Source organism: Flavobacterium sp. (genome assembly GCF_027490375.1).
Lineage (GTDB): Bacteria > Bacteroidota > Bacteroidia > Flavobacteriales > Flavobacteriaceae > Flavobacterium.
Window position 1 is genome coordinate 45,828 of the sequence record NZ_JAIXYH010000070.1, and the last position, 21,731, is coordinate 67,558.

Annotated in this window: 21 protein-coding genes, 3 tRNA genes and 1 riboswitch; of the genes, 14 read left to right on the forward strand and 10 right to left on the reverse strand. The window is 41.4% G+C overall.

Going from position 1 to position 21,731, the window contains the following annotated elements:
* The first annotated feature begins 110 nt into the window (after nucleotides 1–110).
* Nucleotides 111–1,295, forward strand: a complete 1,185-nt coding sequence (locus Q0064_RS09600; RefSeq protein ID WP_298147742.1) for a glycosyltransferase — start codon at nucleotides 111–113, stop codon at nucleotides 1,293–1,295.
* Between the two features lie 337 nt (nucleotides 1,296–1,632).
* On the opposite strand, the gene Q0064_RS09605 is transcribed toward Q0064_RS09600, so the two are convergent.
* Together Q0064_RS09605 and glgA are read right to left on the reverse strand one after the other, a co-directional pair.
* Nucleotides 1,633–2,904 carry a glucose-1-phosphate adenylyltransferase gene (locus tag Q0064_RS09605; RefSeq protein ID WP_298147745.1) on the reverse strand — a complete coding sequence of 424 codons (1,272 nt, stop codon included), beginning with the start codon at nucleotides 2,902–2,904 and terminating at the stop codon, nucleotides 1,633–1,635.
* A gap of 32 nt (nucleotides 2,905–2,936) precedes the next feature.
* Nucleotides 2,937–4,160, reverse strand: coding sequence for a glycogen synthase (gene glgA, locus Q0064_RS09610; protein ID WP_298147748.1), 1,224 nt, complete (start codon nucleotides 4,158–4,160; stop codon nucleotides 2,937–2,939).
* Between the two features lie 180 nt (nucleotides 4,161–4,340).
* Between glgA and Q0064_RS09615 the strand changes: the two genes are divergently transcribed.
* The 3 genes from Q0064_RS09615 (at nucleotide 4,341) to Q0064_RS09625 (ending at nucleotide 7,347) form a co-directional block, all read left to right on the forward strand.
* Nucleotides 4,341–5,405: a hypothetical protein gene (locus Q0064_RS09615; RefSeq protein ID WP_298147749.1), complete on the forward strand. Its 1,065-nt coding sequence runs from the start codon at nucleotides 4,341–4,343 to the stop codon at nucleotides 5,403–5,405.
* 135 nt (nucleotides 5,406–5,540) lie between these two features.
* The gene (locus Q0064_RS09620; RefSeq protein ID WP_298147752.1) at nucleotides 5,541–6,392 is read left to right on the forward strand and encodes a transketolase; all 852 of its coding nucleotides are present in this window, start codon (nucleotides 5,541–5,543) and stop codon (nucleotides 6,390–6,392) included.
* A gap of 1 nt (nucleotide 6,393) precedes the next feature.
* Nucleotides 6,394–7,347, forward strand: a complete 954-nt coding sequence (locus Q0064_RS09625) for a transketolase C-terminal domain-containing protein (RefSeq protein WP_298147755.1) — start codon at nucleotides 6,394–6,396, stop codon at nucleotides 7,345–7,347.
* Between the two features lie 417 nt (nucleotides 7,348–7,764).
* On the opposite strand, the gene Q0064_RS09630 is transcribed toward Q0064_RS09625, so the two are convergent.
* Nucleotides 7,765–8,727 carry a hypothetical protein gene (locus Q0064_RS09630; RefSeq protein WP_298147759.1) on the reverse strand — a complete coding sequence of 321 codons (963 nt, stop codon included), beginning with the start codon at nucleotides 8,725–8,727 and terminating at the stop codon, nucleotides 7,765–7,767.
* Between the two features lie 76 nt (nucleotides 8,728–8,803).
* Between Q0064_RS09630 and Q0064_RS09635 the strand changes: the two genes are divergently transcribed.
* A complete protein-coding gene (locus tag Q0064_RS09635) occupies nucleotides 8,804–9,190 on the forward strand; it encodes a S4 domain-containing protein (protein WP_298147761.1) in 387 nt (128 codons plus the stop codon).
* Nucleotides 9,187–9,684: a phosphoribosyltransferase family protein gene (locus Q0064_RS09640; protein WP_298147763.1), complete on the forward strand. Its 498-nt coding sequence runs from the start codon at nucleotides 9,187–9,189 to the stop codon at nucleotides 9,682–9,684. Before Q0064_RS09635 ends, Q0064_RS09640 begins: the two co-directional genes overlap by 4 nt.
* Here the strand turns inward: Q0064_RS09640 and Q0064_RS09645 are convergent.
* Nucleotides 9,676–10,206: a shikimate kinase gene (locus Q0064_RS09645; RefSeq protein WP_298147766.1), complete on the reverse strand. Its 531-nt coding sequence runs from the start codon at nucleotides 10,204–10,206 to the stop codon at nucleotides 9,676–9,678. The genes Q0064_RS09640 and Q0064_RS09645 overlap by 9 nt on opposite strands.
* Before the next feature lie 110 nt (nucleotides 10,207–10,316).
* On the opposite strand from Q0064_RS09645, the gene Q0064_RS09650 reads away from it, so the two are divergent.
* The 7 genes from Q0064_RS09650 to Q0064_RS09680 all read left to right on the forward strand — a co-directional run bounded on the left by Q0064_RS09650 (nucleotide 10,317) and on the right by Q0064_RS09680 (nucleotide 14,603).
* A tRNA-Lys gene (locus Q0064_RS09650) sits at nucleotides 10,317–10,389 on the forward strand.
* A gap of 23 nt (nucleotides 10,390–10,412) precedes the next feature.
* Nucleotides 10,413–10,485 (forward strand) — tRNA-Lys (locus Q0064_RS09655).
* Nucleotides 10,486–10,524: 39 nt separating this feature from the next.
* Nucleotides 10,525–10,607 (forward strand) — tRNA-Leu (locus Q0064_RS09660).
* 323 nt (nucleotides 10,608–10,930) lie between these two features.
* A complete protein-coding gene (locus tag Q0064_RS09665) occupies nucleotides 10,931–11,830 on the forward strand; it encodes a MerR family transcriptional regulator (protein ID WP_298147769.1) in 900 nt (299 codons plus the stop codon).
* A 5-nt stretch (nucleotides 11,831–11,835) separates the two neighbouring features.
* Nucleotides 11,836–13,302, forward strand: coding sequence for a phytoene desaturase family protein (gene crtI / locus Q0064_RS09670; RefSeq protein WP_298147772.1), 1,467 nt, complete (start codon nucleotides 11,836–11,838; stop codon nucleotides 13,300–13,302).
* 12 nt (nucleotides 13,303–13,314) lie between these two features.
* Complete coding sequence (locus Q0064_RS09675; protein ID WP_298147775.1) at nucleotides 13,315–14,154, forward strand: phytoene/squalene synthase family protein; 840 nt, start codon at nucleotides 13,315–13,317, stop codon at nucleotides 14,152–14,154.
* 2 nt (nucleotides 14,155–14,156) lie between these two features.
* The gene (locus Q0064_RS09680) at nucleotides 14,157–14,603 is read left to right on the forward strand and encodes a sterol desaturase family protein (RefSeq protein ID WP_094487328.1); all 447 of its coding nucleotides are present in this window, start codon (nucleotides 14,157–14,159) and stop codon (nucleotides 14,601–14,603) included.
* Between the two features lie 74 nt (nucleotides 14,604–14,677).
* On the opposite strand, the gene Q0064_RS09685 is transcribed toward Q0064_RS09680, so the two are convergent.
* Genes Q0064_RS09685 through Q0064_RS09700 form a run of 4 tightly spaced genes read right to left on the reverse strand, consistent with a single transcriptional unit; the run spans nucleotide 14,678 to nucleotide 16,659 of the window.
* A complete protein-coding gene (locus Q0064_RS09685) occupies nucleotides 14,678–15,211 on the reverse strand; it encodes a DUF4252 domain-containing protein (RefSeq protein WP_298147780.1) in 534 nt (177 codons plus the stop codon).
* A 4-nt stretch (nucleotides 15,212–15,215) separates the two neighbouring features.
* Nucleotides 15,216–15,737: a DUF4252 domain-containing protein gene (locus tag Q0064_RS09690; RefSeq protein WP_298147784.1), complete on the reverse strand. Its 522-nt coding sequence runs from the start codon at nucleotides 15,735–15,737 to the stop codon at nucleotides 15,216–15,218.
* 3 nt (nucleotides 15,738–15,740) lie between these two features.
* Complete coding sequence (locus Q0064_RS09695; protein ID WP_298147787.1) at nucleotides 15,741–16,211, reverse strand: hypothetical protein; 471 nt, start codon at nucleotides 16,209–16,211, stop codon at nucleotides 15,741–15,743.
* Nucleotides 16,192–16,659: an RNA polymerase sigma factor gene (locus tag Q0064_RS09700; protein WP_298147789.1), complete on the reverse strand. Its 468-nt coding sequence runs from the start codon at nucleotides 16,657–16,659 to the stop codon at nucleotides 16,192–16,194. Before Q0064_RS09700 ends, Q0064_RS09695 begins: the two co-directional genes overlap by 20 nt.
* A gap of 292 nt (nucleotides 16,660–16,951) precedes the next feature.
* On the opposite strand from Q0064_RS09700, the gene Q0064_RS09705 reads away from it, so the two are divergent.
* A complete protein-coding gene (locus tag Q0064_RS09705; RefSeq protein ID WP_298147792.1) occupies nucleotides 16,952–18,367 on the forward strand; it encodes a S41 family peptidase in 1,416 nt (471 codons plus the stop codon).
* Between the two features lie 252 nt (nucleotides 18,368–18,619).
* Here Q0064_RS09705 and Q0064_RS09710 read toward each other — a convergent pair whose 3' ends face one another.
* Both Q0064_RS09710 and Q0064_RS09715 read right to left on the reverse strand, forming a co-directional pair.
* Entirely contained in the window at nucleotides 18,620–19,663 is a 1,044-nt protein-coding gene (locus Q0064_RS09710; protein ID WP_298147795.1) for a DUF5074 domain-containing protein, read from the reverse strand.
* Nucleotides 19,664–19,665: 2 nt separating this feature from the next.
* Nucleotides 19,666–21,492 (reverse strand): TonB-dependent receptor, encoded by a 1,827-nt coding sequence (locus tag Q0064_RS09715; RefSeq protein WP_298147798.1) that lies wholly within the window; start codon nucleotides 21,490–21,492, stop codon nucleotides 19,666–19,668.
* 32 nt (nucleotides 21,493–21,524) lie between these two features.
* Nucleotides 21,525–21,716, reverse strand: a riboswitch (cobalamin riboswitch).
* Nucleotides 21,717–21,731 lie beyond the last annotated feature (15 nt).

Sequence of the window (21,731 nt, forward strand, 5' to 3'; positions counted from 1 at the left end):
TTATCCTCAGTTCATCGAATGAAAACCTACCATTGGTCTAAAAATCAAAACATGAACTGGTAAAGAAATATACTTTCGCTCCGAAATTCAGAATTAAAAACTCTATCATTATGAAAATATTAATCATCGACGACCAAGAATTAGTAGTGCTTTCTCTGTACAAATGTTTGACTGATTTAGGCTATCAGGTTGAAAGCTCAAACAACGTATTTGGTGCCATCAAAAAGTACGACGAATTTGAGCCCGATTTAGTGATAGTTGATATAAATATGCCGGTTTTAGAAATCGACAGCCAAAAGAATGATACTACAAACATTAATGAAAAAGCCTCTGGCTTAGAAATCGTTAAATACATAAAAAAGATTAAAAGACACGCAACTCCAGTTATGATTTTATCCGGAAACAACGAAGAAGAAATCATTGTCAAAGGTTTTGAACTTGGAGCTGAGGATTATCTAAAAAAACCACTTAGTTTGAGCGAGATTGGTATTCGAGTGGGCAAATTATTAGGCACGCAAACCGATTTTACAGTAACCGACAGAGCCAGAAATAGAAACATTCAAAGCACTTGTGTTGGTGTTGTAATTCCGTGTTACAATGAAGAAAATAGATTAGCAGTTACCGAATTTAAAACATTTATTCATCAAAACTTGGGATATCATTTGTGTTTCGTTAATGATGGAAGTAAAGACAACACACTTGGCGTCTTGGAAGAAATCCGGAAATCAAATGAAGATCGGGTAAGTATTTACAACTGCGAAAAAAATGTTGGAAAAGCAGAAGCCGTTCGACAAGGAATGCTTCATTTAGCAAAAGAGAATCAGTTTGATTACATCGGATTTTTAGATGCTGATTTAGCAACAAATTTTGAAGACTTCGACGAACTCGTACAAACGATAAACAATTCCAGCTACAAAATCGTTAGTGGATCACGTATAAGCCGCATGGGAGCCGCCATTCAGAAGGAATCTGCTCGCAAAATAATTAGTAAAAGCATTAATCTAATTATCCGAAAAGTATTGCAAATGGACTTCAACGATACGCAATGCGGCGCGAAAATAATGTCGAAGGAAATCGTTGAAAAGACATTTCAGAAAAAATTCTTGACCAAATGGTTATTTGACGTAGAAATTTTTATGCGAATGAAAAAAGTTTACGGTAGTGAAAAAGCAAAAACGTTGATTTGCGAAAAGCCACTTAACCGTTGGATGCACGTAGATGGCTCTAAACTATCTTTAAAAGACTCCATGAAAATTGTCGGCCAAATTGGTCAAATCGTGTTACATTACCGTTAAAACGAGTATCTAGGCACCAACTCGAACGAAATCTGCTGTGAATTCTGATACCAAAATGCCTCTCATCTTTAAACAGAAACCACTAAAAACCTAAACTTTTAACCACAAAGATTTGATAGTAAGGAATTGTAGTTTACGAACCATCCTTCAATCCTTCAATCCTTCAATCTTTTAATCTTTTAATCTTTTAATCTCTAAATCTCTAAATCTTTAAATCTTTTAATCTTTTAATCTTTTAATCTTTTAATCTTTTAATCTTTTAATCTTTTAATCTTTTAATCTTTTAATCTTTAAATCTTTAAATCTCACAATCTCACAATCTCACAATCTCAAAACCCTAAACCACAAACCCATCCGGCAGAATCGCACCTTTTTTAACCACAATAATGCCTTCTTTTACCGCAAATAAGGGCGTATTTTGGTTTGGTAAATGCGGACCGCCGTTCAAAACAACGCCATTTCCGATGCGGCAATTTTTATCGATGATCGTGTTGTTCAAAACACAGTTCGTACCGATGCCGATGTTGATGATTTGCTTTTCAACGTTTTGTCGGATTTCTTCCAGATTTTGATAATAATCGTTACCCATCAGGTACGAATTGGAAATAGAAGTACCGTAACCAATCCGACTCCGAATTCCAACCACCGAATGCTTGATCGCAGCACCATTAATGATACAACCTTCTGCAACCACAGACCGATCGATAGTAGTTGCGCCAGTAATTTTCGAAGGCGGAAGTACACGAGCACGCGTGTAAATTTTCTGTGAATTATCGAATAAGTTAAACTGCGGAATATCGTCTGTTAATCCCAAATTAGCTTCGAAAAACGATTCGATGTTTCCAATATCGGTCCAATAACCTTCGTATTGATAGCTCAGTACTTTATGTTTACCGATGGATTGCGGAATGATTTCCTTGCCAAAATCTTTCGTGTTCGGATTCGACATTAAATCGATAAGTAACTGTTTGTTAAATATATAAATACCCATCGACGCCAAGTAGTGCTTGCCCGCAGCAGCCGATTCAGCGCTAACATCAGACGTCCACTCCGGCAACAACGATGCGTCTGGCTTTTCAATAAACGAAGTAATCCAACTTTGGGCATCGGTTTTTAAAATTCCGAATTCGGGTGCTTCTTTAGACGTAACGGGTAAGGTAGCAATCGAAATCTCGGCGCCGCTTTCGTGATGTGCTTTAATCATTTGGTTGAAATCCATTTGATAGAGCTGATCGCCTGAAAGAATTAGTGCATAATCGAATTGGTGATTTAAAAAGTGGTTCATGCACTGGCGCACCGCATCGGCAGTTCCTTGAAACCAGGTCGGATTGTCCGGCGTTTGTTCTGCGGCCAAAATATCCACAAAAGCAGTACTAAAATGGCTGAAATGATAGGTGTTTTTGATGTGCTGGTTTAACGATGCCGAGTTAAACTGCGTTAAAACGAACATACGTTTGATATCCGAATTGATGCAGTTGGAAATCGGAATATCAACCAAACGGTATTTTCCAGCAATCGGAACTGCTGGCTTCGAACGTGTTTCGGTTAAAGGATATAATCGAGAACCTTGTCCGCCACCTAAAATTATAGCTAAAGTACTTGTATTCATGGAAATGTATTTTGTTTTGAGGTTTGTCTAGATTAAGCTTGTTCCGGTTTAAAATTTGCTTGCACGGAACGATAAAAATCGAAAGTTTGTTTTGCGATAGCGCGCCAACTAAAGTGATCGATTACACGCTTTCGACCCGCTTTTCCCATCGCAATTGCTTTGGATTCGTCGCGCAGCAGCTCATTCACCTTTTCTGCAAAAGCACGTTGAAAAGCCGCCGGATCCTTGGGATAAAAATCCGACTTTGAAACCGGCTCCAACGGAATTAAAAAGCCCGTTTCTCCTTCGGTCAAGATTTCGGGAATTCCTCCAACCGCGCTAGCTACTACGGGAGTTTCGCACGACAGTGCTTCCAAATTAATGATGCCAAAAGGCTCGTACAACGACGGGCACGCAAAAACGCGCGCCTTACTGTACAAAATGCGAACCTGCTCTCTCGGCAGCATTTCTGAAATAAGAATTACACCCGGCCGTGCTTGCTGCAACTTGGCAATCAACTGCTCGGTTTCTTGAGCAATTTCAGGCGTATCGGGAGCGCCGGCACAAAGAATTATTTGGCAATTCGCATCAAAATGATGTGCTGCAGCAATGAGTTGGGAAATACCTTTCTGACGAGTAATGCGCCCTACAAAAAGTACAAACGGAATGTCGGGATTGATGCCATAGCGCTCCAGCAACGAATCGTCGGAGGTAGGTGCGTAAAAATCCGGATCAATACCGTTGTGAATTACCGTGACTTTATCGGGATTTACCTGATACGAATCAACAACATCGCGTTTCATTTGCTGGCTTACAGCAATAATCCCATCAGCTGTCTGGTAGGCATGTTGCTCAATCCAACGTGAAAGAAAATAGCCGTTTCCGAGCTGCTCGACTTTCCAGGGTCGTTGCGATTCCAAACTGTGAGTTGTAAGAATCAACGGCACTTGTAATAATTGTCTGGAAAAAACGCCGGCTAAATGGGTATACCAAGTATGACAGTGTATGACGTCTGCCGTTGGTGTAGCGGCGGAGATATCAACGTTTCGAATTAAATGTTGAAATAACTTCACTTGAAAAGCAGCCGATTGTAGTATTTCGTCATTGGCTTCGATGCCCTGTACATGCAGTCGTTCACTACTTTCGTTCTGATCGCCAAAACAGCGAACTTCTACTTCTGCGTGAGCTAATAATTCCTGACAGAGAAAATCGACGTGTACACCAGCGCCACCGTAAATGTGTGGTGGAAATTCATTCGTAAAAAGCGCTACTTTCATGCAAAAAGTTGAGTTAATTTCGATTCCCTAAAATTGCAAATAAATTTAGATATTACAGGTAGTTTAACCTATATATTAACTCAACATTCAAAATTAAACGCGATTTCTAGCGAATTCGACAAGCATTTGAATTTTTGTTACTAAAGGTCGTAACCGACGACTCATTATAAAACTCACGAAATGAAAATTAGCGCACCAATTCTGATTTTTCTGCTAGTGCCGTTCCTCAACATTAACGCACAAAACTGGAAGCAACTCAACACCGAACCTTACGCAGGTAAACAAGACGACATCTGCTTCATCAATGAAAATACCGGCTGGTATGTAAATGGATTCGGAAAAGTTTTTCACACCAATAACGGCGGCGAAACCTGGACCAAACAATGGGAACAAAAAGGCAGCTTTTTTAGAACCGTTGCTTTTATCAACGATCAGGTGGGTTTTGTCGGAACCGTAGGCACCGAGTATTTTCCAAACGTAACCGACACCATTCCGCTCTATCGAACCCGCGACGGCGGTACATCTTGGGAAGCCGTTTCGTATAAGGGTCCGTATGTGAAAGGATTATGCGCCATCGATGTGGTTAAAGAACAATACATCAATCACGGAAACATCGACTACAAATACCATCTTTTTGCTGTGGGCCGTGTCGGAAGCCCTGCAAACCTGCTCGTTTCGCACGACGGCGGGGAAACTTGGCAATCGAAATCGCTGCAAAACGATTGCAAAATGCTGTTCGATATTAAAATGTTGAATAAAAACCTTGGATTTGCCTGTGCCGCCAGCAGCGACGATATTTCGCAATCCCATGCCGTAATCCTCAAAACAACCGATGGCGGCAATTCCTGGAAAAAAGTATACCAATCGGCACGACTGTTCGAAACGACCTGGAAAGTTTCATTTCCGACGCCGCAAGTGGGTTACGTAACGATACAATCGTACAATCCCGATCCAAACGTCAAGCAACAACGTATCGCCAAAACAACCGACGGCGGCGAAACATGGACGGAAATCAATCTCATTGAAGATGCCGCTGCGCGCGAATTTGGAATTGGTTTTATCGATGAAAATCACGGATTTGTTGGTACGATGAACAGCGGTTTCGAAACCAAAGACGGTGGAAAAACCTGGACGAAAATCGATCTGGGTCGCGCTTGTAACAAAATTCGCATCTACCGCAACAGCGCCAACAAAGTTTACGGCTACGCTATTGGCGTGAATGTTTTTAAATGGACGGAAGAGTAATTGGTCGAAAACCGAATTTTGCTAGCCGAATGCTCCTCTGCGAAAGCATATTAAACTGTGAACAACTGCCTGATAAATATTCTTAATTCTGCTAGTCAGTTTTTTATCTTTGCCGCTTCTAACTCAAATTAGCTTATGAAGCGAAACACACAACAACTCCAAGACCTATGCATTCAGGTTCGACGCGACATCCTGCGCATGGTACACGCGGTAAATTCTGGGCATCCCGGTGGATCACTCGGCTGTACCGAATTTTTCGTAGCTCTGTACCAAAACATCATGGATCGCAAAGAAACATTCGATATGAATGGCGTAGGCGAAGACATTTTTTTCTTATCAAACGGACACATTTCGCCGGTGTTCTACAGCGTTTTAGCGCGTTCGGGCTATTTTCCAGTTTCCGAATTAGCCACGTTCCGACACATTAACTCGCGTTTGCAAGGACATCCAACTACACACGAGAAACTTCCGGGTGTACGAATCGCTTCAGGTTCGTTAGGACAAGGTTTATCGGTAGCCATTGGTGCTGCACAAGCGAAGAAATTAAACGGCGACAGCAAATTGGTGTACTCGCTGCACGGCGATGGCGAATTGCAGGAAGGTCAGAATTGGGAAGCAATCATGTATGCTTCGGCTAAACACGTAGACAACTTAATCGCTACAATCGATTTAAACGGAAAGCAAATCGACGGATCGACCGACGAAGTATTGGCTATGGGAAGTTTGCGAGCTAAGTTCGAAGCCTTCGATTGGACGGTAATCGAAATTAAAGAAGGTAACAACCTTGACGCAATTATTTCCGGCATGAACGAAGCCAAATCGCTTACCGGAAAAGGAAAACCCGTTTGTGTGTTATTGCATACCGAAATGGGTCACGGCGTTGATTACATGATGCACACGCACGCATGGCACGGAAAAGCGCCAAACGATGCGCAATTAGAAGCCGCTTTGGCACAAAACACCACTACTCAAGAAACCGATTACTAGCATGAAAAAATATACAAACACGGGAAGTAAAGACACGCGCTCAGGATTTGGCGCCGGTTTAACGGAACTTGGACTTAAAAACCCGAATGTGGTTGCGCTTTGTGCCGACTTAATCGGTTCGTTGAAAATGGACGATTTTAAAAAGAATCATCCCGACCGATTTTTTCAAGTGGGTATTGCTGAAGCGAATATGATTGGAATTGCGGCCGGTTTAACCATTGGCGGTAAAATTCCGTTTACGGGAACTTTTGCTAACTTTTCTACCGGACGCGTGTACGATCAAATCCGTCAGTCGGTGGCCTATTCAGATAAGAATGTGAAAATATGTGCGTCGCACGCCGGTTTAACGCTGGGCGAAGACGGCGCTACGCACCAGATTTTAGAAGATATTGGTTTGATGAAAATGCTTCCGGGCATGACCGTTATCAATACTTGCGATTACAACCAAACCAAAGCGGCTACTTTGGCCATTGCCGACCACCACGGACCGGTTTATTTGCGTTTCGGACGCCCAGTGGTTCCGAATTTTATGCCTGCAGATGAGCCGTTTGTGATTGGAAAAGCCGTGCATTTGCAAGAAGGAACCGACGTTACGATTGTAGCTACCGGTCATTTGGTCTGGGAAGCGCTTTTAGCTGCCGAAGCCCTCGAAGCAGAAGGAATTTCGGCTGATGTTTTGAACATCCACACAATTAAGCCGTTAGATGAGGAAGCTATCTTGCAATCGGTTGCAAAAACAGGCTGTATAGTTACTGCCGAAGAGCACAACTTTTTAGGTGGTTTGGGCGAAAGCGTTTCGCTCGTTTTGGCACTAAATAACCCACGTCCGCAAGAGTTTGTAGCGGTAAACGACAGCTTTGGTGAAAGCGGTACGCCCGAACAATTGATGGAAAAGTACGGTTTAAACGCCGCATCGATTGTGGCAAAAGCTAAAAAAGTTATCGCAAGAAAATAATTTTAGTGGTTTTTTAGGGCAGCATTTCGCGCCTTACACTACAAGTACACACAAAAAGTCGCACATCCTTAAGTCGTTTTTGGGCTTCCGTTGGTCGCCACAAAAAAGCCAAAGGCTGTTGCGGCTTTTTCTTTGCGCGCTTTCCGTTGCAGTCGCGGCTGCGGGCAATCGTTACCAAAAAACAATGCTAACAAACTATGTGTGTATCGACGACTTTCGCAGAGTGGATAGTTTCTTCTTTACTTATATTAAGCGCACTATTTTGTGTTAACGACAGCAGCGAAAACTTGCTGCCAGCGGCAGCTGCCGAGCAGTAACCCCATAGCTATCGAGGGCAGCGAATGGCGTGGCGTACGTCCGCAACGAAAATTAGGCACAGAAAACACCCAAAAAAACCCGACGAATCGGGTTAATGTGTTAGTTACAGTTCGGGTCGAGGTGTCGTTTTTGAGTTCCACCTGGACAAGTTGGAATTAACTCAAAAGGATAACGAATATTGTTCTCGTCGCGCACTTCAAAACGTGTTTGGACGCGATCGCCGTCGTCGTCGATGTCGAAGAAATCTGGCGTGTTATCACCATCTGTATCGTCGTTAAACGGATTTCCGTCGTTATTCAAGTCTTCATATTTGGTTAGTACACCGTCGCGATCGTGATCTCGCTCACGAATGGTATGCAAACGGATGGTGAAAACCAAAGGCGAATATGCAGGAATACCGGTTCGTGCAGCAGAAAAATAAGCTAATCCGCTAGGCAAAAAAGCAACGGCAACTCCGGAATTTTGAAATGAAAATGTTCCGTCAGGATTATTAATTATACCTGTTGAGGCATTCATCCCACTTAAAATTTGTCTAAAACCTGAAATCGAAACGGCATTGGTTTCAGCACTTGTTACTGGTGGATACGTAAACCACAAACCGTTTGCATTGCGATCAAACTCGGCATTATCTAGTTTCCAACCGCGATAGCTCACGTAAGTAGAATCGATCGATTTTGCGGTTGCGCCACCACCGGTGTTAATCGTTAAATAGTATAGTTTGTATTGCGTATCGTCCACAAGTTCGCCATCAACTGCATTCGAGGTCCTATTGTCGTTTTGCACAATTTTGGATTGCAGCGGATAAGCAGTATTGTCCCAAATGGATATTAAATTGTCGGGATTTCCTGTTGGTATTGCTGTAATTGAAACGTCTGGTTGTCCGTCGATTGTGGTAACCGTTAACGTATGCGTTTTGAGATAAGTCTCGATCGCTAAAATATCGGCTGTGTACTGTTCGCCGTAATCGCGAATTGGCGCACTGTTATTATCGTCGTCTCTATTACAAGAAATTAATGCGGCAAGAGCTAAAAAGAGCGCCGAGAAAATCTTAACTTTGTTCATGTAAGTCGTTGCTAATTGAGCGCGCAAGATACAATTTAGATTTTTTTGAATTCGAACTTTAACGCCTTATTTTAAAATGCGAATAGACAAGTTTTTGTGGTGTGTTCGATATTACAAGACTCGGAATATGGTAACGGAAGCTTGTAAGAAAAACCAAGTGTGGGTAAATGGGCATTTGGCAAAGCCTGCAAAAGAAGTTTTCCCCGGCGACGAAATTGCGTTTCGGCGCGAGCAATTAACGCGCACCATTAAAGTCTTGGACTTGCCTTCCAGCCGAATGGCAGCTAAATTGGTTGATATTTATCGCAAAGACATTACGCCTGAAGAAGTTTATCAGCAATACGAATTGCTACAACTCGGTAAAGATCACACGCGCCGTTTTGGAGAAGGCCGACCAACAAAAAAAGACCGTCGCGATTTTGAAGATTATCTCAACGAAGAATCTGTTTCCTTTGAACCATGAGCCAACACATTATACTCAACCACAACGAAATTAGCCACAAGATAACCCGAATGGCCTACCAGATTTACGAAACATTTATCGATGAAGATCGCGTCGTTATTGCTGGTATTCAAGGAAATGGCCATCGATTGGCGCAACTACTTGCCGAGGAAGTTCGCCGTGTATCGCCATTACAAACGATACTTTGCGAAGTACAACTCGACAAAAGCAATCCGCGTGGAAACATTAGCAGCACACCTGTACGCGAACAACTTGCCGATACTGGTTTGGTGCTTGTCGACGATGTTTTGCATTCCGGAACAACCTTGATATATGCTGTCCGTTACTTTTTGGATATTCCGCTTCGAAAATTCAAAACAGCCGTTCTGGTTGATCGCAATCACAAAATGTTTCCCGTAAAAGCCGATTTTAAAGGCATTTCGCTGTCGACTTCACTACAAGAACACGTTGAAGTGGTTTTAGACGGCCCGGAACGCATAGCTTATTTACGTTAAAAATCGATAAATCTCATCGGCAACCTCTTCGGGAGTTTTGCCCGTCGTTGAAACGATGTGCTTTGCAGTTCGGTAGTAGTGCTCGCGCTCAAATAAATGCTGACCTATATAAGTAGGTAAATCCTCGACAGCAGCTAATAGCGGGCGTTGTTGTTTTTCGTTACTCAATCGTGCAACCAAAGTGGGCACGTTGGCTTGCAGATAAAAAGAGAGGTGTTGGCTGTTAGCTATGAGCTCGGCGTTGTTTCCGTAACAAGGTGTTCCGCCTCCTAAACTGATCACCAAAGGCGATCCGGCGTTTAATAATTCTACAAGCAATTGGTTTTCAATCTTCCGGAAATAAATTTCACCGCGATTTTTAAATAAGTCGGTGATCGATTGCTGTTGTTTTTCTTCAATGAAAGTATCGAGGTCTTGGTGTCTTATTGCTAACTTCTGCGCAAGCAATCTTCCTACGGTCGACTTACCAGAACCGGCGTAACCCATTAAAACAACCGATGATTTTAAGCTAAATTGCTGCATATAAATAAGTTATCAAACACGCAAGAAAAAAGGTAAATTTATAGGAATTATGTGTTGAAATATACAGAATAACGCTGTATATTTGCACCCGCATTCAGCAAAGTTAAAAAGACTCGATAGCTCAGTCGGTAGAGCACATCACTTTTAATGATGGGGTCCTGGGTTCGAGCCCCAGTCGAGTCACTTTTTTTTTGCTTTATGTTCCAGACTCGATAGCTCAGTCGGTAGAGCACATCACTTTTAATGATGGGGTCCTGGGTTCGAGCCCCAGTCGAGTCACGAAAGTCGGACGTTTTGCGTTTGACTTTTTTTATACTCGGCCAAGTGGAGAAACGGTAGACTCGCCATCTTGAGGGGGTGGTGCTCGTAAGGGCGTGTGGGTTCAAATCCCACCTTGGTCACATGTAAAGTCTGTTTTTAAGCAGACTTTTTTTATTTCCTCTCGCTTCTGCTAAGCAAACTATCAAGGACAAATTTAAACTCCAGACAAGAGTTGATTAAACAAAATCAAATCTACTTAAACAAAAAGTCGATTGGGATAAAAATTATTCTCAAACTAAAAAAACAATCCACTAAAAAACACTTAATTAATTAAAAAACAGACATTTAAAAATAACTAAAGATTTTTTTCTTCAGTAAATCAACTGTTTAAAAAATCCTAAAACTTAGCCAATAAATTATTTTGTTTAAGTATTTACCTATATTTGTTAAACAAAATAAGACTATGGCTTACGTTAAGAACATCCTGACGATTAAAGATCTCGAGAATTTGAGCGGCATTAAGGCCCACACGATTCGTATTTGGGAGAAGCGCTACAATGTCCTCGAGCCAAAACGAACCGACACCAACATTCGTTATTACGATTTGGCGAGCTTACAAAAGCTGCTCAACATTACTTTGTTGCACAATCACGGTTACAAAATTTCGAAGATATCAAAATATCCCGAAGAACGAATTCCGGAATTAGTCAACGAAATAATCTCGAGCAAAAGTGTAAAAGTTCATGCTATCAGCGATTTCAAACTCGCCATGATGAACTTCGACCAGACACTTTTCGTTCAAACGTATAATAAATTGCTTTCAGAGAAGCCGTTCCGCGAGATCTTTCATGAAATCTTTGTACCCCTTCTCAACGAAATAGGCTTGCTGTGGCAAACAGATACCATTAATATCGTACACGAACATTTCATTAGCCACCAAATCAAACAGAAGGTTTTGGTTAACACCGAAAAAGCACAATTAAATAGTCCGCAGTACACGGATCGAACCTACGTACTGTACCTTCCGATGAATGAAATTCACGAATTGGGAATTCTATTCGTAAACTACGAAATCATCAATGCCGGTTTTCAAACGGTGTATTTAGGTGAATCCGTACCTCTCGAATGCCTATCGGACATGAAAAAAGCTTTCAGCAACATTACATACGTGACGTATTGTACTGTCGAGCCAATTGCCGAAGAAATGAATACGTATGTAAAAGATCTGAAAGAAAATTTACTTAACGACGACAGTACCAAAATTGTTTTGCTTGGAAAGCAGGCGCAATTAGTTTCCGATAAACTTTTAGACAGCAGAGTTACTGTATACGAATCTATTAATACTTTCATTCGCACACTTTAGTTTTTATGTCTCAAAAAGTTTCTGTTATTGGTTCTGGATTTTCGTCGCTTTCTGTTGCTTGTTATTTGGCTAAAGCCGGACACCAAGTTCACATTTATGAAAAAAATAATTCGATTGGCGGACGCGCACGCCAATTAAAAAAGAATGGCTTTACATTCGATATGGGTCCAAGTTGGTATTGGATGCCCGACGTTTTCGAACGATTTTTCGCAGATTTTGGCAAAAGTGCCGCCGATTACTACACCTTGATAAAGCTTGCTCCTGCGTACCGTGTTTTCTTTGGCGCAGATGATAGTGTGGTTATCGACGACGAACTCGCCAAAATAAAAGCCACTTTCGAAGCAATTGAGCCCGGAAGTGCTGCCAAGTTGGAACGTTTCATGAATACAGCTCGCGACAATTACCGAATTGCCATTGAAAATCTGGTGTACCGTCCGGGCGAATCGCCTTTGGAATTAGTAACTCCAGAAACGATCGGAAGACTAACACAATTTTTCTCGAACATTAGCGCTGATGTCCGCAAGCAATTTAAAAACGAAAAACTGCGGCAAATACTAGAATTTCCGGTACTGTTTTTAGGTGCAAAGCCAGAAGACACGCCGTCATTCTACAGTTTTATGAATTTTGCCGATTTTGGTTTGGGAACCTGGCATCCAAAAACCGGTATGTTCGATGTGGTGGCTGGCATGCACAAACTTGCTTCTAGCTTAGGAGTAAGCTTTCACACCAGCGCAGCGATTTCTGAAATTGTTGTTGAAAATGGTATCGCGAAAGGAATTCGAGTTAACAACGAATTCATCGGATCGGATGTAGTTGTTTCAGGTGCTGATTACGCGCACAGCGAACAATTGCTACCAAAACAATACCGCATGTACAGCGATAGCTATTGGGATTCTCGTGTTTTCGCACCCTCTTCCCTATTGTTTTATGTGGGATTTAGCAAGAAGTTGGAAAACATTAATCACCATATTTTGTTTTTTGATACCGATTTTAAAGCGCATGCTAAAGACATCTACGAAGCTCCCAGATGGCCCGACGAACCGCTGTTTTACGCAAATTTTCCTTCGCTAACCGATGCGACATGCGCACCAGAAGGTTGCGAAGCGGGTTTCTTTTTAGTGCCACTAGCACCGGGAATTGAGGACACAGCCGCACTGAGACAACAGTACTTCGATAAAATTATGACCCGTTTTGAGCGCTTAACTAAACAAGACGTTCGAAATTATATTACCTTTAGTGAGTCTTTTTGTAAAAATGATTTTGTTTCCGAATACAACTCGTACAAAGGAAATGCTTATGGAATGGCCAATACTTTACTTCAAACGGCCTTTTTACGACCCAAATTACGAAGTAAAAAAGTAAAACATTTATACTTTACCGGACAGTTAACCGTACCAGGACCTGGAGTTCCTCCCGCCCTGATTTCAGGAAAACTTACCGCCGGTTTAATTGAAAAATATTCTAATCGTTAAAGTTTAGAACCTATGAAAGCATTATTTGATCAAGTTTCCGGAAGCTGCAGCAAAAAAGTAACGACCGCGTACAGCACATCGTTTTCAGCAGCAGTTAAAATGCTCGACAAATCGATTAGACAAGACATCTACAACATCTATGGATTTGTTCGTTTAGCCGACGAAATTGTGGATACGTTTCACGATTACGACAAAAAAACCTTATTCGAACGTTTTGAAACCGACTTAGAAAATGCGTTAACAGACAAAATCAGTTTGAATCCGATTTTGAATGCATTTCAATACACCGTGCACAAATACGACATCCCGCGCGAGTTAATCGATGCGTTTATGTACAGCATGCGTTTGGATTTACACAAAACTGTTTACAGCACGCCGGAAGAGTTGGCACAGTACGTGTACGGATCGGCTGATGTGGTCGGATTGATGTGCTTGAAAGTTTTCGTCAAAGGAAATCAGGCACAATACGATGCCTTAAAAGTTCCAGCCATGAAATTGGGCTCGGCTTTTCAAAAGGTGAATTTTCTTCGCGATTTAAAAGCCGATTTCGAACAACTTAGCCGAACGTACTTTCCAAACGCCGATTTGGCAAATTTGGACGAGAACTCCAAACGTGCAATCGTTAAAGAAATTGAAGCCGAATTTCGCGAAGCCTTCGACGGCATATTACTGTTACCAGATGCAGCTAAGTTTGGCGTATATACTGCTTTTGTTTACTACCAGAAGTTACTCAAGAAATTAAAATCGACGCCGTCTGAAAAAATTAAATCAGCACGTATACGCGTTAACGATTATCAAAAACTGCAACTATTTGCGCGCTGTTATGTATCTTACCGCTTAAATTTATTATAGTTATGTGGATTCATTTTCTCGTTTTCTTCCTGACTTTTTTTATGATGGAATTCATGGCTTGGTTTACCCACAAATATGTCATGCATGGATTTCTTTGGAACTTACACGCCGATCACCACAAAAAAGACCACGACAGCTGGTTTGAACGCAACGATGCTTTCTTCATTTTTTATGCCGTTGTAAGTATCGGATTTTTCCTGTTGTGGAATAATGGTATTTTATCAATAGGACTCGCCATTGGATTAGGAATATTTGCCTACGGATTGGTATACTTTTTAGTGCACGATATTTTTATACACCAGCGTTTTAAATTGTTCCGTACGGCAAACAGCCGATATGCAAAAGCCGTACGACGCGCACACAAAATGCATCACAAACATATTGGTAAAGATAAAGGTGAGTGTTTTGGAATGCTCCTTTTTCCGTACAAGTACTTCAAGAATAGCTAAAAAAAGTCGCCCAATGAGGCGACTTTTTTATCAAATTCAATAACTAACCTAAAAATTATTTAAACGTGACTGCGTTATTTTACAAAAGCTTGTAATGGCTTTAACTGATCTAAATTTAAATCCCCTTGTTGCATAAGCGGTAATAAAGCGGTGAAACTATCTGCGGTCATATCGGTTCCTAAAATTCGGACCAACGCAAAACCATTTTCACTTTCATATCCAAAAAGCACAAACTCATTAACTTTATCGCCCTCTGAAAGCGCTTTAACCACGGCACCTGCTTTTCCTGAGCCGAAGCGCATTAACTGTTCGTATTTTTTATCTTTCAAGATCTCCGATACTTTAGCTTTTTCAGCACCGTACAGCGAATCGTTGGTTTCGCTCTTTTTGAAAGCCAAAACATTCACTTTCTCAAACTGTGCTAGCGCTTTCGACTGTTCCACGGTAAGTTTCGATTTATCCAAGCCGAGCATTTGAGGAGAGATATCTAAAAATATAAAGTCTTTGTTTTCCTGATTTTCGACGAAATACGATTCGACAGTTGGGTCGGACTTGCATGAAGTCAGTGTAATTAGAAGTCCAAGAAAACCAAATATTAGCTTTTTCATAATGTTACTTTTTTGTTTTTGACGCGCCTTTGATATCATCTCCACCGGGCAAATTCATTTTATCTGTTAGTACAGAAATATCGTCTAAGTCGAATAAACCTGTTAACGACAAAACCACTGATTCTTCTTTAGCACCGCCTTCGATGAACATCAAGAGTTCTGAAATTTGATTCCCACGCCCGCTCGATTTCACAGCAATTCGGATATTCTTACCCTTATCGCTAACTCGCATTAAATCTTCCAGACCGGCAGTTTTCATGTATTTTATAGCTGTAGCTTTCATATCAGCTGCAATTTTCGGATTACTTGTAGTGAAAACACGAAGGTTGTCTAACTGCTTCACTAAATTCAGATACTGCTGTCCCTCTTTATCCTTACTGTTTACTTTACCGATCATCTCAAACATTTTCTTGTTGACGATCACTGCCTGAACATCATCCGGACCATCGAACTTATCGAACACCGATTGACCAAAAAATAGCGTTGGAACTAAGGCCAAAACAACTACTAAAATGAACTTTTTCATGATTTACTTATTTAATTTTGATTGATGATTACTTTTTTCTTCTTTAAAAACTTTGCTTTTACTTTCTTCTACATTCTCTAGGTACTGCACGCTTTCTACGCCTTTGTTAATATGCCCCGACAACATCATCAGAGCCTTTTCAGTTTCTTTGTAGGCTACATCTGGATCGTTAATAACACCCGACCGACCCACATTTGGCGTTCCAAAAAACGAATAGTATCCTATTCCTAAAAGCACTACTACTGCCGCGGCAATCGAGATATAGGTAAACTGACGCTTTTGCGAAGCATACAATTGCTTTACCGGATAACTAATTTCTTTCTCTTGGTTAAAGTACCCGAAATAGCCCTTGTAAACTTCTAACTCTGGAGCAACTTCACCAGCAAAATATGAGGCTAGCAGCTTTTCTTCTGCCAGAGTCGTCTCGCCTTCAAAGTACTTCTCTAATAATGCTTTAATTTCTACTAATTCCATACTGATCCAATTTCAACATTTGTTCCCGCAGCTGCTTTCGCGCTCTAGATAAAGCCACTCGCACAGCTGTTTCATTCATTTCCATCACTTTTGCTATTTCAGCAAACTCATATTCTTCAACCTCTCGCAGCTGCAAAATCAATCGCTGCTGCTCGGGTAATTGTGCCATTAATTTCTCAACAATTGCCAATCGATCTTCTGCCTCTACCTTTCGAAGTGTTTGCTGCGAAGCATCCTCAAAATAATGATGCTCTAAGGCGACATTCGAAGATCGTTTTGCCTTCAACTGATCCAAACAGTAATTCTTTGTGAGTGTCATTGCAAAAGCCTCAACACTGCCCAACTGCTGTAAAGAATCACCTTTAGTCCATAATTTCATCAGTACTTCCTGCGTCGCATCCTCAGCTTCTTCGGTACTTACAAGCAACCGTTTAGCTAATCGGAACATCTTGTTCTTGAAACCTGAAGTTATCGATATGAAATCCGTTGACAGCAAGGTTTGGTTTGTTGGTTATACAGTGAAGACGAAACACAAACAAATTTGTTACTCAAACAAACAAATTTTGAAGAAATTTAAAACAAAACATCAAGCAATAAACATAAAGTACTGAAAATCAGTAATGTAATTTAATTTTATTTGAAATGTTTTGAAAAAGTTAATTTCTAAATGTAAATCCACTATTAGTCAGATAACTCGTATATTTACTTTGAAAGGCGATTTGAATACAGAAATGAAAAAAATGAAACTTATTCCAGCAGTAGTTCTTGCATTAGCAAGCAGCATACTCTTCACGGCCTGTGAAGATCAAGACGACAAAATTGAGCGCGTCAGCGGCCTCGAAGTTCAAGACTTTATTTATCGGGGCATGAATACGTACTACCTTTTTAAAGATCAAATCCCGGATTTGGCAGACAATCGGTTTTCTTCTGCAACAGACTACCAAGATTACCTTCGCGGATTCAACAGCCCGGAAGCGCTATTCGCAGCGCTAAAAGCACCTGAACCCACCGATCGATTCAGCATCATCGTTAACGACTACGATGTTTTAAATAATTTATTCGCCGGAAATACAACAACCACCGGCGTCGAATACAGTTTGTTCTACGAACCTGGTTCAGATACCAATATTTACGGCGTAGTTAGGTACATTATACCTAATTCGCCTGCTGCTGCACAACCTATTGCGCGCGGCGATATCTTCACAGGTATAAACGGCCAAGAACTTACCGTTTCTAATTACCGAAATTTACTCAACGCTACAACGCTAACGTATAATCTAGGAACCTTCAACGGAACAACCGTTACGTCGTCAGCCGAAGCAGTGACCGTTTCTCGAGCAGCAGTTACCGAAAATCCAGTTTTCTTTAAAACGGTTTTCATTCGAGGCAATAAAAGAATAGCCTATCTAATCTACAACGGTTTTACAGCAAACTTCGATGCCCAACTCAACGCAGCTTTTGCAGAATTGAAAGCGCAAAATCCAACCGATCTGATTCTCGATTTACGTTATAATTCAGGCGGAAGCGTGCTTACGGCATCGCGACTCGGCGCTATGATTACCGGACAATTCACTGGGCAACTTTTTGCTAAATACCAGTACAACAGCGATATACAAGCGCAATTCGAAGCCACGAATCCCGATCAATTGCGCATTAATTTCCCAAACAGTATCGACTCTGCTCCGATAAACAGCTTAAATCTAACTAAAGTTTATGTTATTACAACTGGTTCCTCGGCTTCCGCATCCGAACTAGTAATCAATAGTTTGAAGCCCTATATCCAGGTTCGTCAAATTGGTACTAAAACAACTGGAAAAAACACCGGATCCATCACTTTGTACGATTCGCCTACATTCGGAACGCAAAACCGAAATCCGAACCACAAATACGCCATGCAACCGCTTGTTATTAAAACAATTAACGCCGATAATTTTGGCGATTACAGCAACGGTATCGAACCCGATTTGAACATCCCTGAACAAGCACAAAACATGGGCGTACTTGGCAATGAAAACGAGCCTTTACTTGCAGCTGCACTCAATTATATAGAAACAGGCAATCGTCCGGCGAATCGCAATATCTCGAATCCACGGCCATTTAGCGACAGTAAAAAACTAATCCCTTTTGCAACTGATATGTATTTGCCAACGAAGTAGTTTTTTTATTTGGGCGTGCCCCGCCTCCATACTTCCGGCGGGTCGCGTGCTCCGCTAAATCTCTAAGTCCGCGTTCGAAAAACGAAAGTGCGTCCGATGCAAGCTTTTAAACTTGCAAACCGACGCACTTTTTCATTGAAAAGTCTTTCCAAAATATAGCACCCAATAAGCACCATCCGAAAATTAGTAGCTTCGAACGCGAACTTAGAGGATACCGCTGCGCCCCCTCACGCGGGCAATCGTTACCAACGTTTAGTCCACAAAAAAGAATCCGTTCGGAATCAATCCTACAGCCAACGTATGTTCCAAAGTTCCAATCGCTGAATACACAAAAACAGCACCTGCCGACTGATAATCTTTAGCATCTGCCACGAAAATCTGATCGTCTTCAACAGCAAAACCGTATAATACTTGAGCTTCCGAAGTAAATAACGGCGTATCGGTAACCGCTGTTGCCGTTAACGGGAAACGATATACTTTACTGTCTTTAGTAAAATAAAACGAACCGTCTTCAAGCGTGAGATTAGCACAATTAATCAAGGTTTCTGGAAAAGCAATCGTTTCAGTAATCGCATTTGTGGCTAAATCAATTTTAACCAACTGCGATGCTGCGTCGAAATTCGAACACAAAACGTATAAAATTCCGTTTTCTTCTTCGATTGTATTTGGTGCCAAAGGCGTACTGATCTGTGCTGTAATGGTATTTGTAGCCGGATCGATAATTGTAATGCCCGTTCCTACTCCAAAAGCACCATTCGAAACTATAATCTTTCCGTCCTCTTCGATAATCCGCTCAGCAGCCGTATTAAGTGCAATATTGGTGATGTGCGTATAAGTAGTTGCATCAAATACCGCTACATAATCGTCGGTTGTTGTTAAAAAACTATCTTGGTTAGTCACGTACAAACGGTTTCCATGCACAACGCCGTATCGCGGCACTGCTAGATTCGTATCGATTTTATCAATTAGTGTAAAATCTTCTTCATCCACAACAGTTATTACATTCGAACCGTTAGAAACAATATAAATCCGATCGTCTTCGTCAAAAACCGATTGCACAAAAGCACCTAAACCGTCGCCTCCATTTAAGGATCCATACAAATCGTTGGTAGTTACGTTGTACGCATCGTCTACGTAACTTAAAGTTCCGCCCGACATGTTTCCTTCATTGATTACAATAAAACCATCTTCGAACAGACCATCCGAATCATCATCCGATTCGCTATCCGATTCGCTACAACCCACAAAGAGTGCGCCAGCTAAAATCCACAGGACATTTTTAAACTTCATTTCCATAATTATAAATTGAGAGTTAGATTAATTTGATAAGTACGTAAAGGCATTGGCCTATTTAAAACCGTTTGAAACGCGGTATTGTATAAATTCTGTGCAGCAAATGACACAATCATGGGAAAATTTGAAAAATTATAATTCAAATACAGTGAAGCGGTCGAAAACGCGTCCAAAGCGCCGCCACTGTGATCGCTCCGAGTTTCAACTGCGCTCACCCACTGCTGATTATATAAAATCTCGAGCGACTTATAACTGTATTTCAAATTAAAAACCGCCTTATGTTCAGGCACATACACCAATTGTAAATCGGTTTTTGTATTTATACTCTTTGTGTAAGCATAACTGCTGCTAAGGGAAATCAAATTATTTCCAAACTTGAAATGATAATCGCCTTGCAGTTCTATTCCAGTAATATCAACTTCATCGGTATTTTCAGGTCGGAATTGCCCCGACGCGCCCGGAACCCAGCGAATCATATCGTTCACCTGATTTTGAAACGCCGTAAGGCTCAGATTCCAATCTTTCTTCGCAAACTGCAAACCCAACTCGTATTGCCAAGCATTCTCGGCACGTAAGTTCGGATTACCTAAGGTATTCCAATACAAATCGTTAAATGTAGGCGCTCTAAAATTTCTAGACACGCCCATACGAACTGCAAGTTCTTCCGCGAAAGCGTGCTTGTATCCTAACGAAAATAAAAACGGACTTTCGAAATCGCTTACTTGCTCTTTCCGCAATCCCAATTCTATCAAATCGGATTTATAGGGTTGCCATGCCGCTCCCAAAGCGGTTGTAAATGTCGTACGTTGTTGGCGGTTAATATCGGCACCGTTGGCAAAAATTCGTTGTGCATCAGCAATAGTAGTAAATCGCAACTTTTTTGTCAACTGATATTTGAATTCGTAACGCGCTAAGGCTGTTGCCGCATAAGCACTTTGATAATCGGGTAAACTTCTGTTGGAATCGTACTGATAAACTTCTCGTAAAAAACCTAATCGTATTAAATGTTCCACCCGGTTTCTACGATTCACAAATTCGGCTGAATGTCTGTAATTAAGATCGGTATATGCGGTCTTTACATCAGTGGGGAAAACTAGCGAAAAGTTGCGGTATTGCTGCACATACTCATTAAAAAAACGCAACTCGGAATGCTCTGTTAACTTTCTTAAAGCTCTAAAATTCAAAGAATAAACCTGATAATCGCCATTACTATTTCGTCGACGACGATTCGGAAATTCGTAATCATTTTCGGCATCATTTAAGAAAAAACTTCCCGCTAAAATCCATCTCCCACGCCGAATTCTACTTTCCGCGAAAGCGTTATGGTTGTTGTACGAGCCGTAAGCATATCGAATTTGATGCGCACTGCTTTTGGAGAGATCAAAATTGTTTTCAAGATGAACTGAACCACCGATGGCACCGCTGCCGTAAAACGTGCTTCCACCGCCGCTACGAACGCTAATATCCTGATAATTTGCTGTTTGGATGGTATTAAAATCGACCTGCCCCAAAAGCACCGAATTTATGGGAATGCCGTTCCAAATAACCGCTGTCTGGGCTGCTGTAGTTCCGCGAAAGGCAACCGAAGCTACCATACCAGCACCGTTTTCCTTGACATAAAGCAATGAATTAGCCGATAAAATTTGTGCTAAAAATGGATTCGCGAAACGCGGCAACGAGTCGGCTAAAGAAGATACCACATGAGTATTCGAAAAATCGCGCAAAGCCGTATCGGTTAGCACCACTTCTTGCAGTGCAACAGCTTCTTGGGCGCACGAAACATGGGCATACGCCAACAAATAAAGGCAAGCTAATAATGCTTTGTACTTCATAAATTCGCAAGTCTTTATTCCCGAAGACTTTTCGTTTTTGATTATGAAGTGGCAGGTCTCCTGGCTTGCGTCTTTTTGTCGAACCTTCCCGTTTGTCACAGTGGTATGCAGAACTGACAAAAAGCTTGTTAGCTTACAGTTGCGGGTACAGCTATGGATTTTAACCATATTCCCTTTTAATGCACAACCAAATGCACTGTGCAACCAACTTCGCGGCAAAGATAGCATTCGGGAATTAA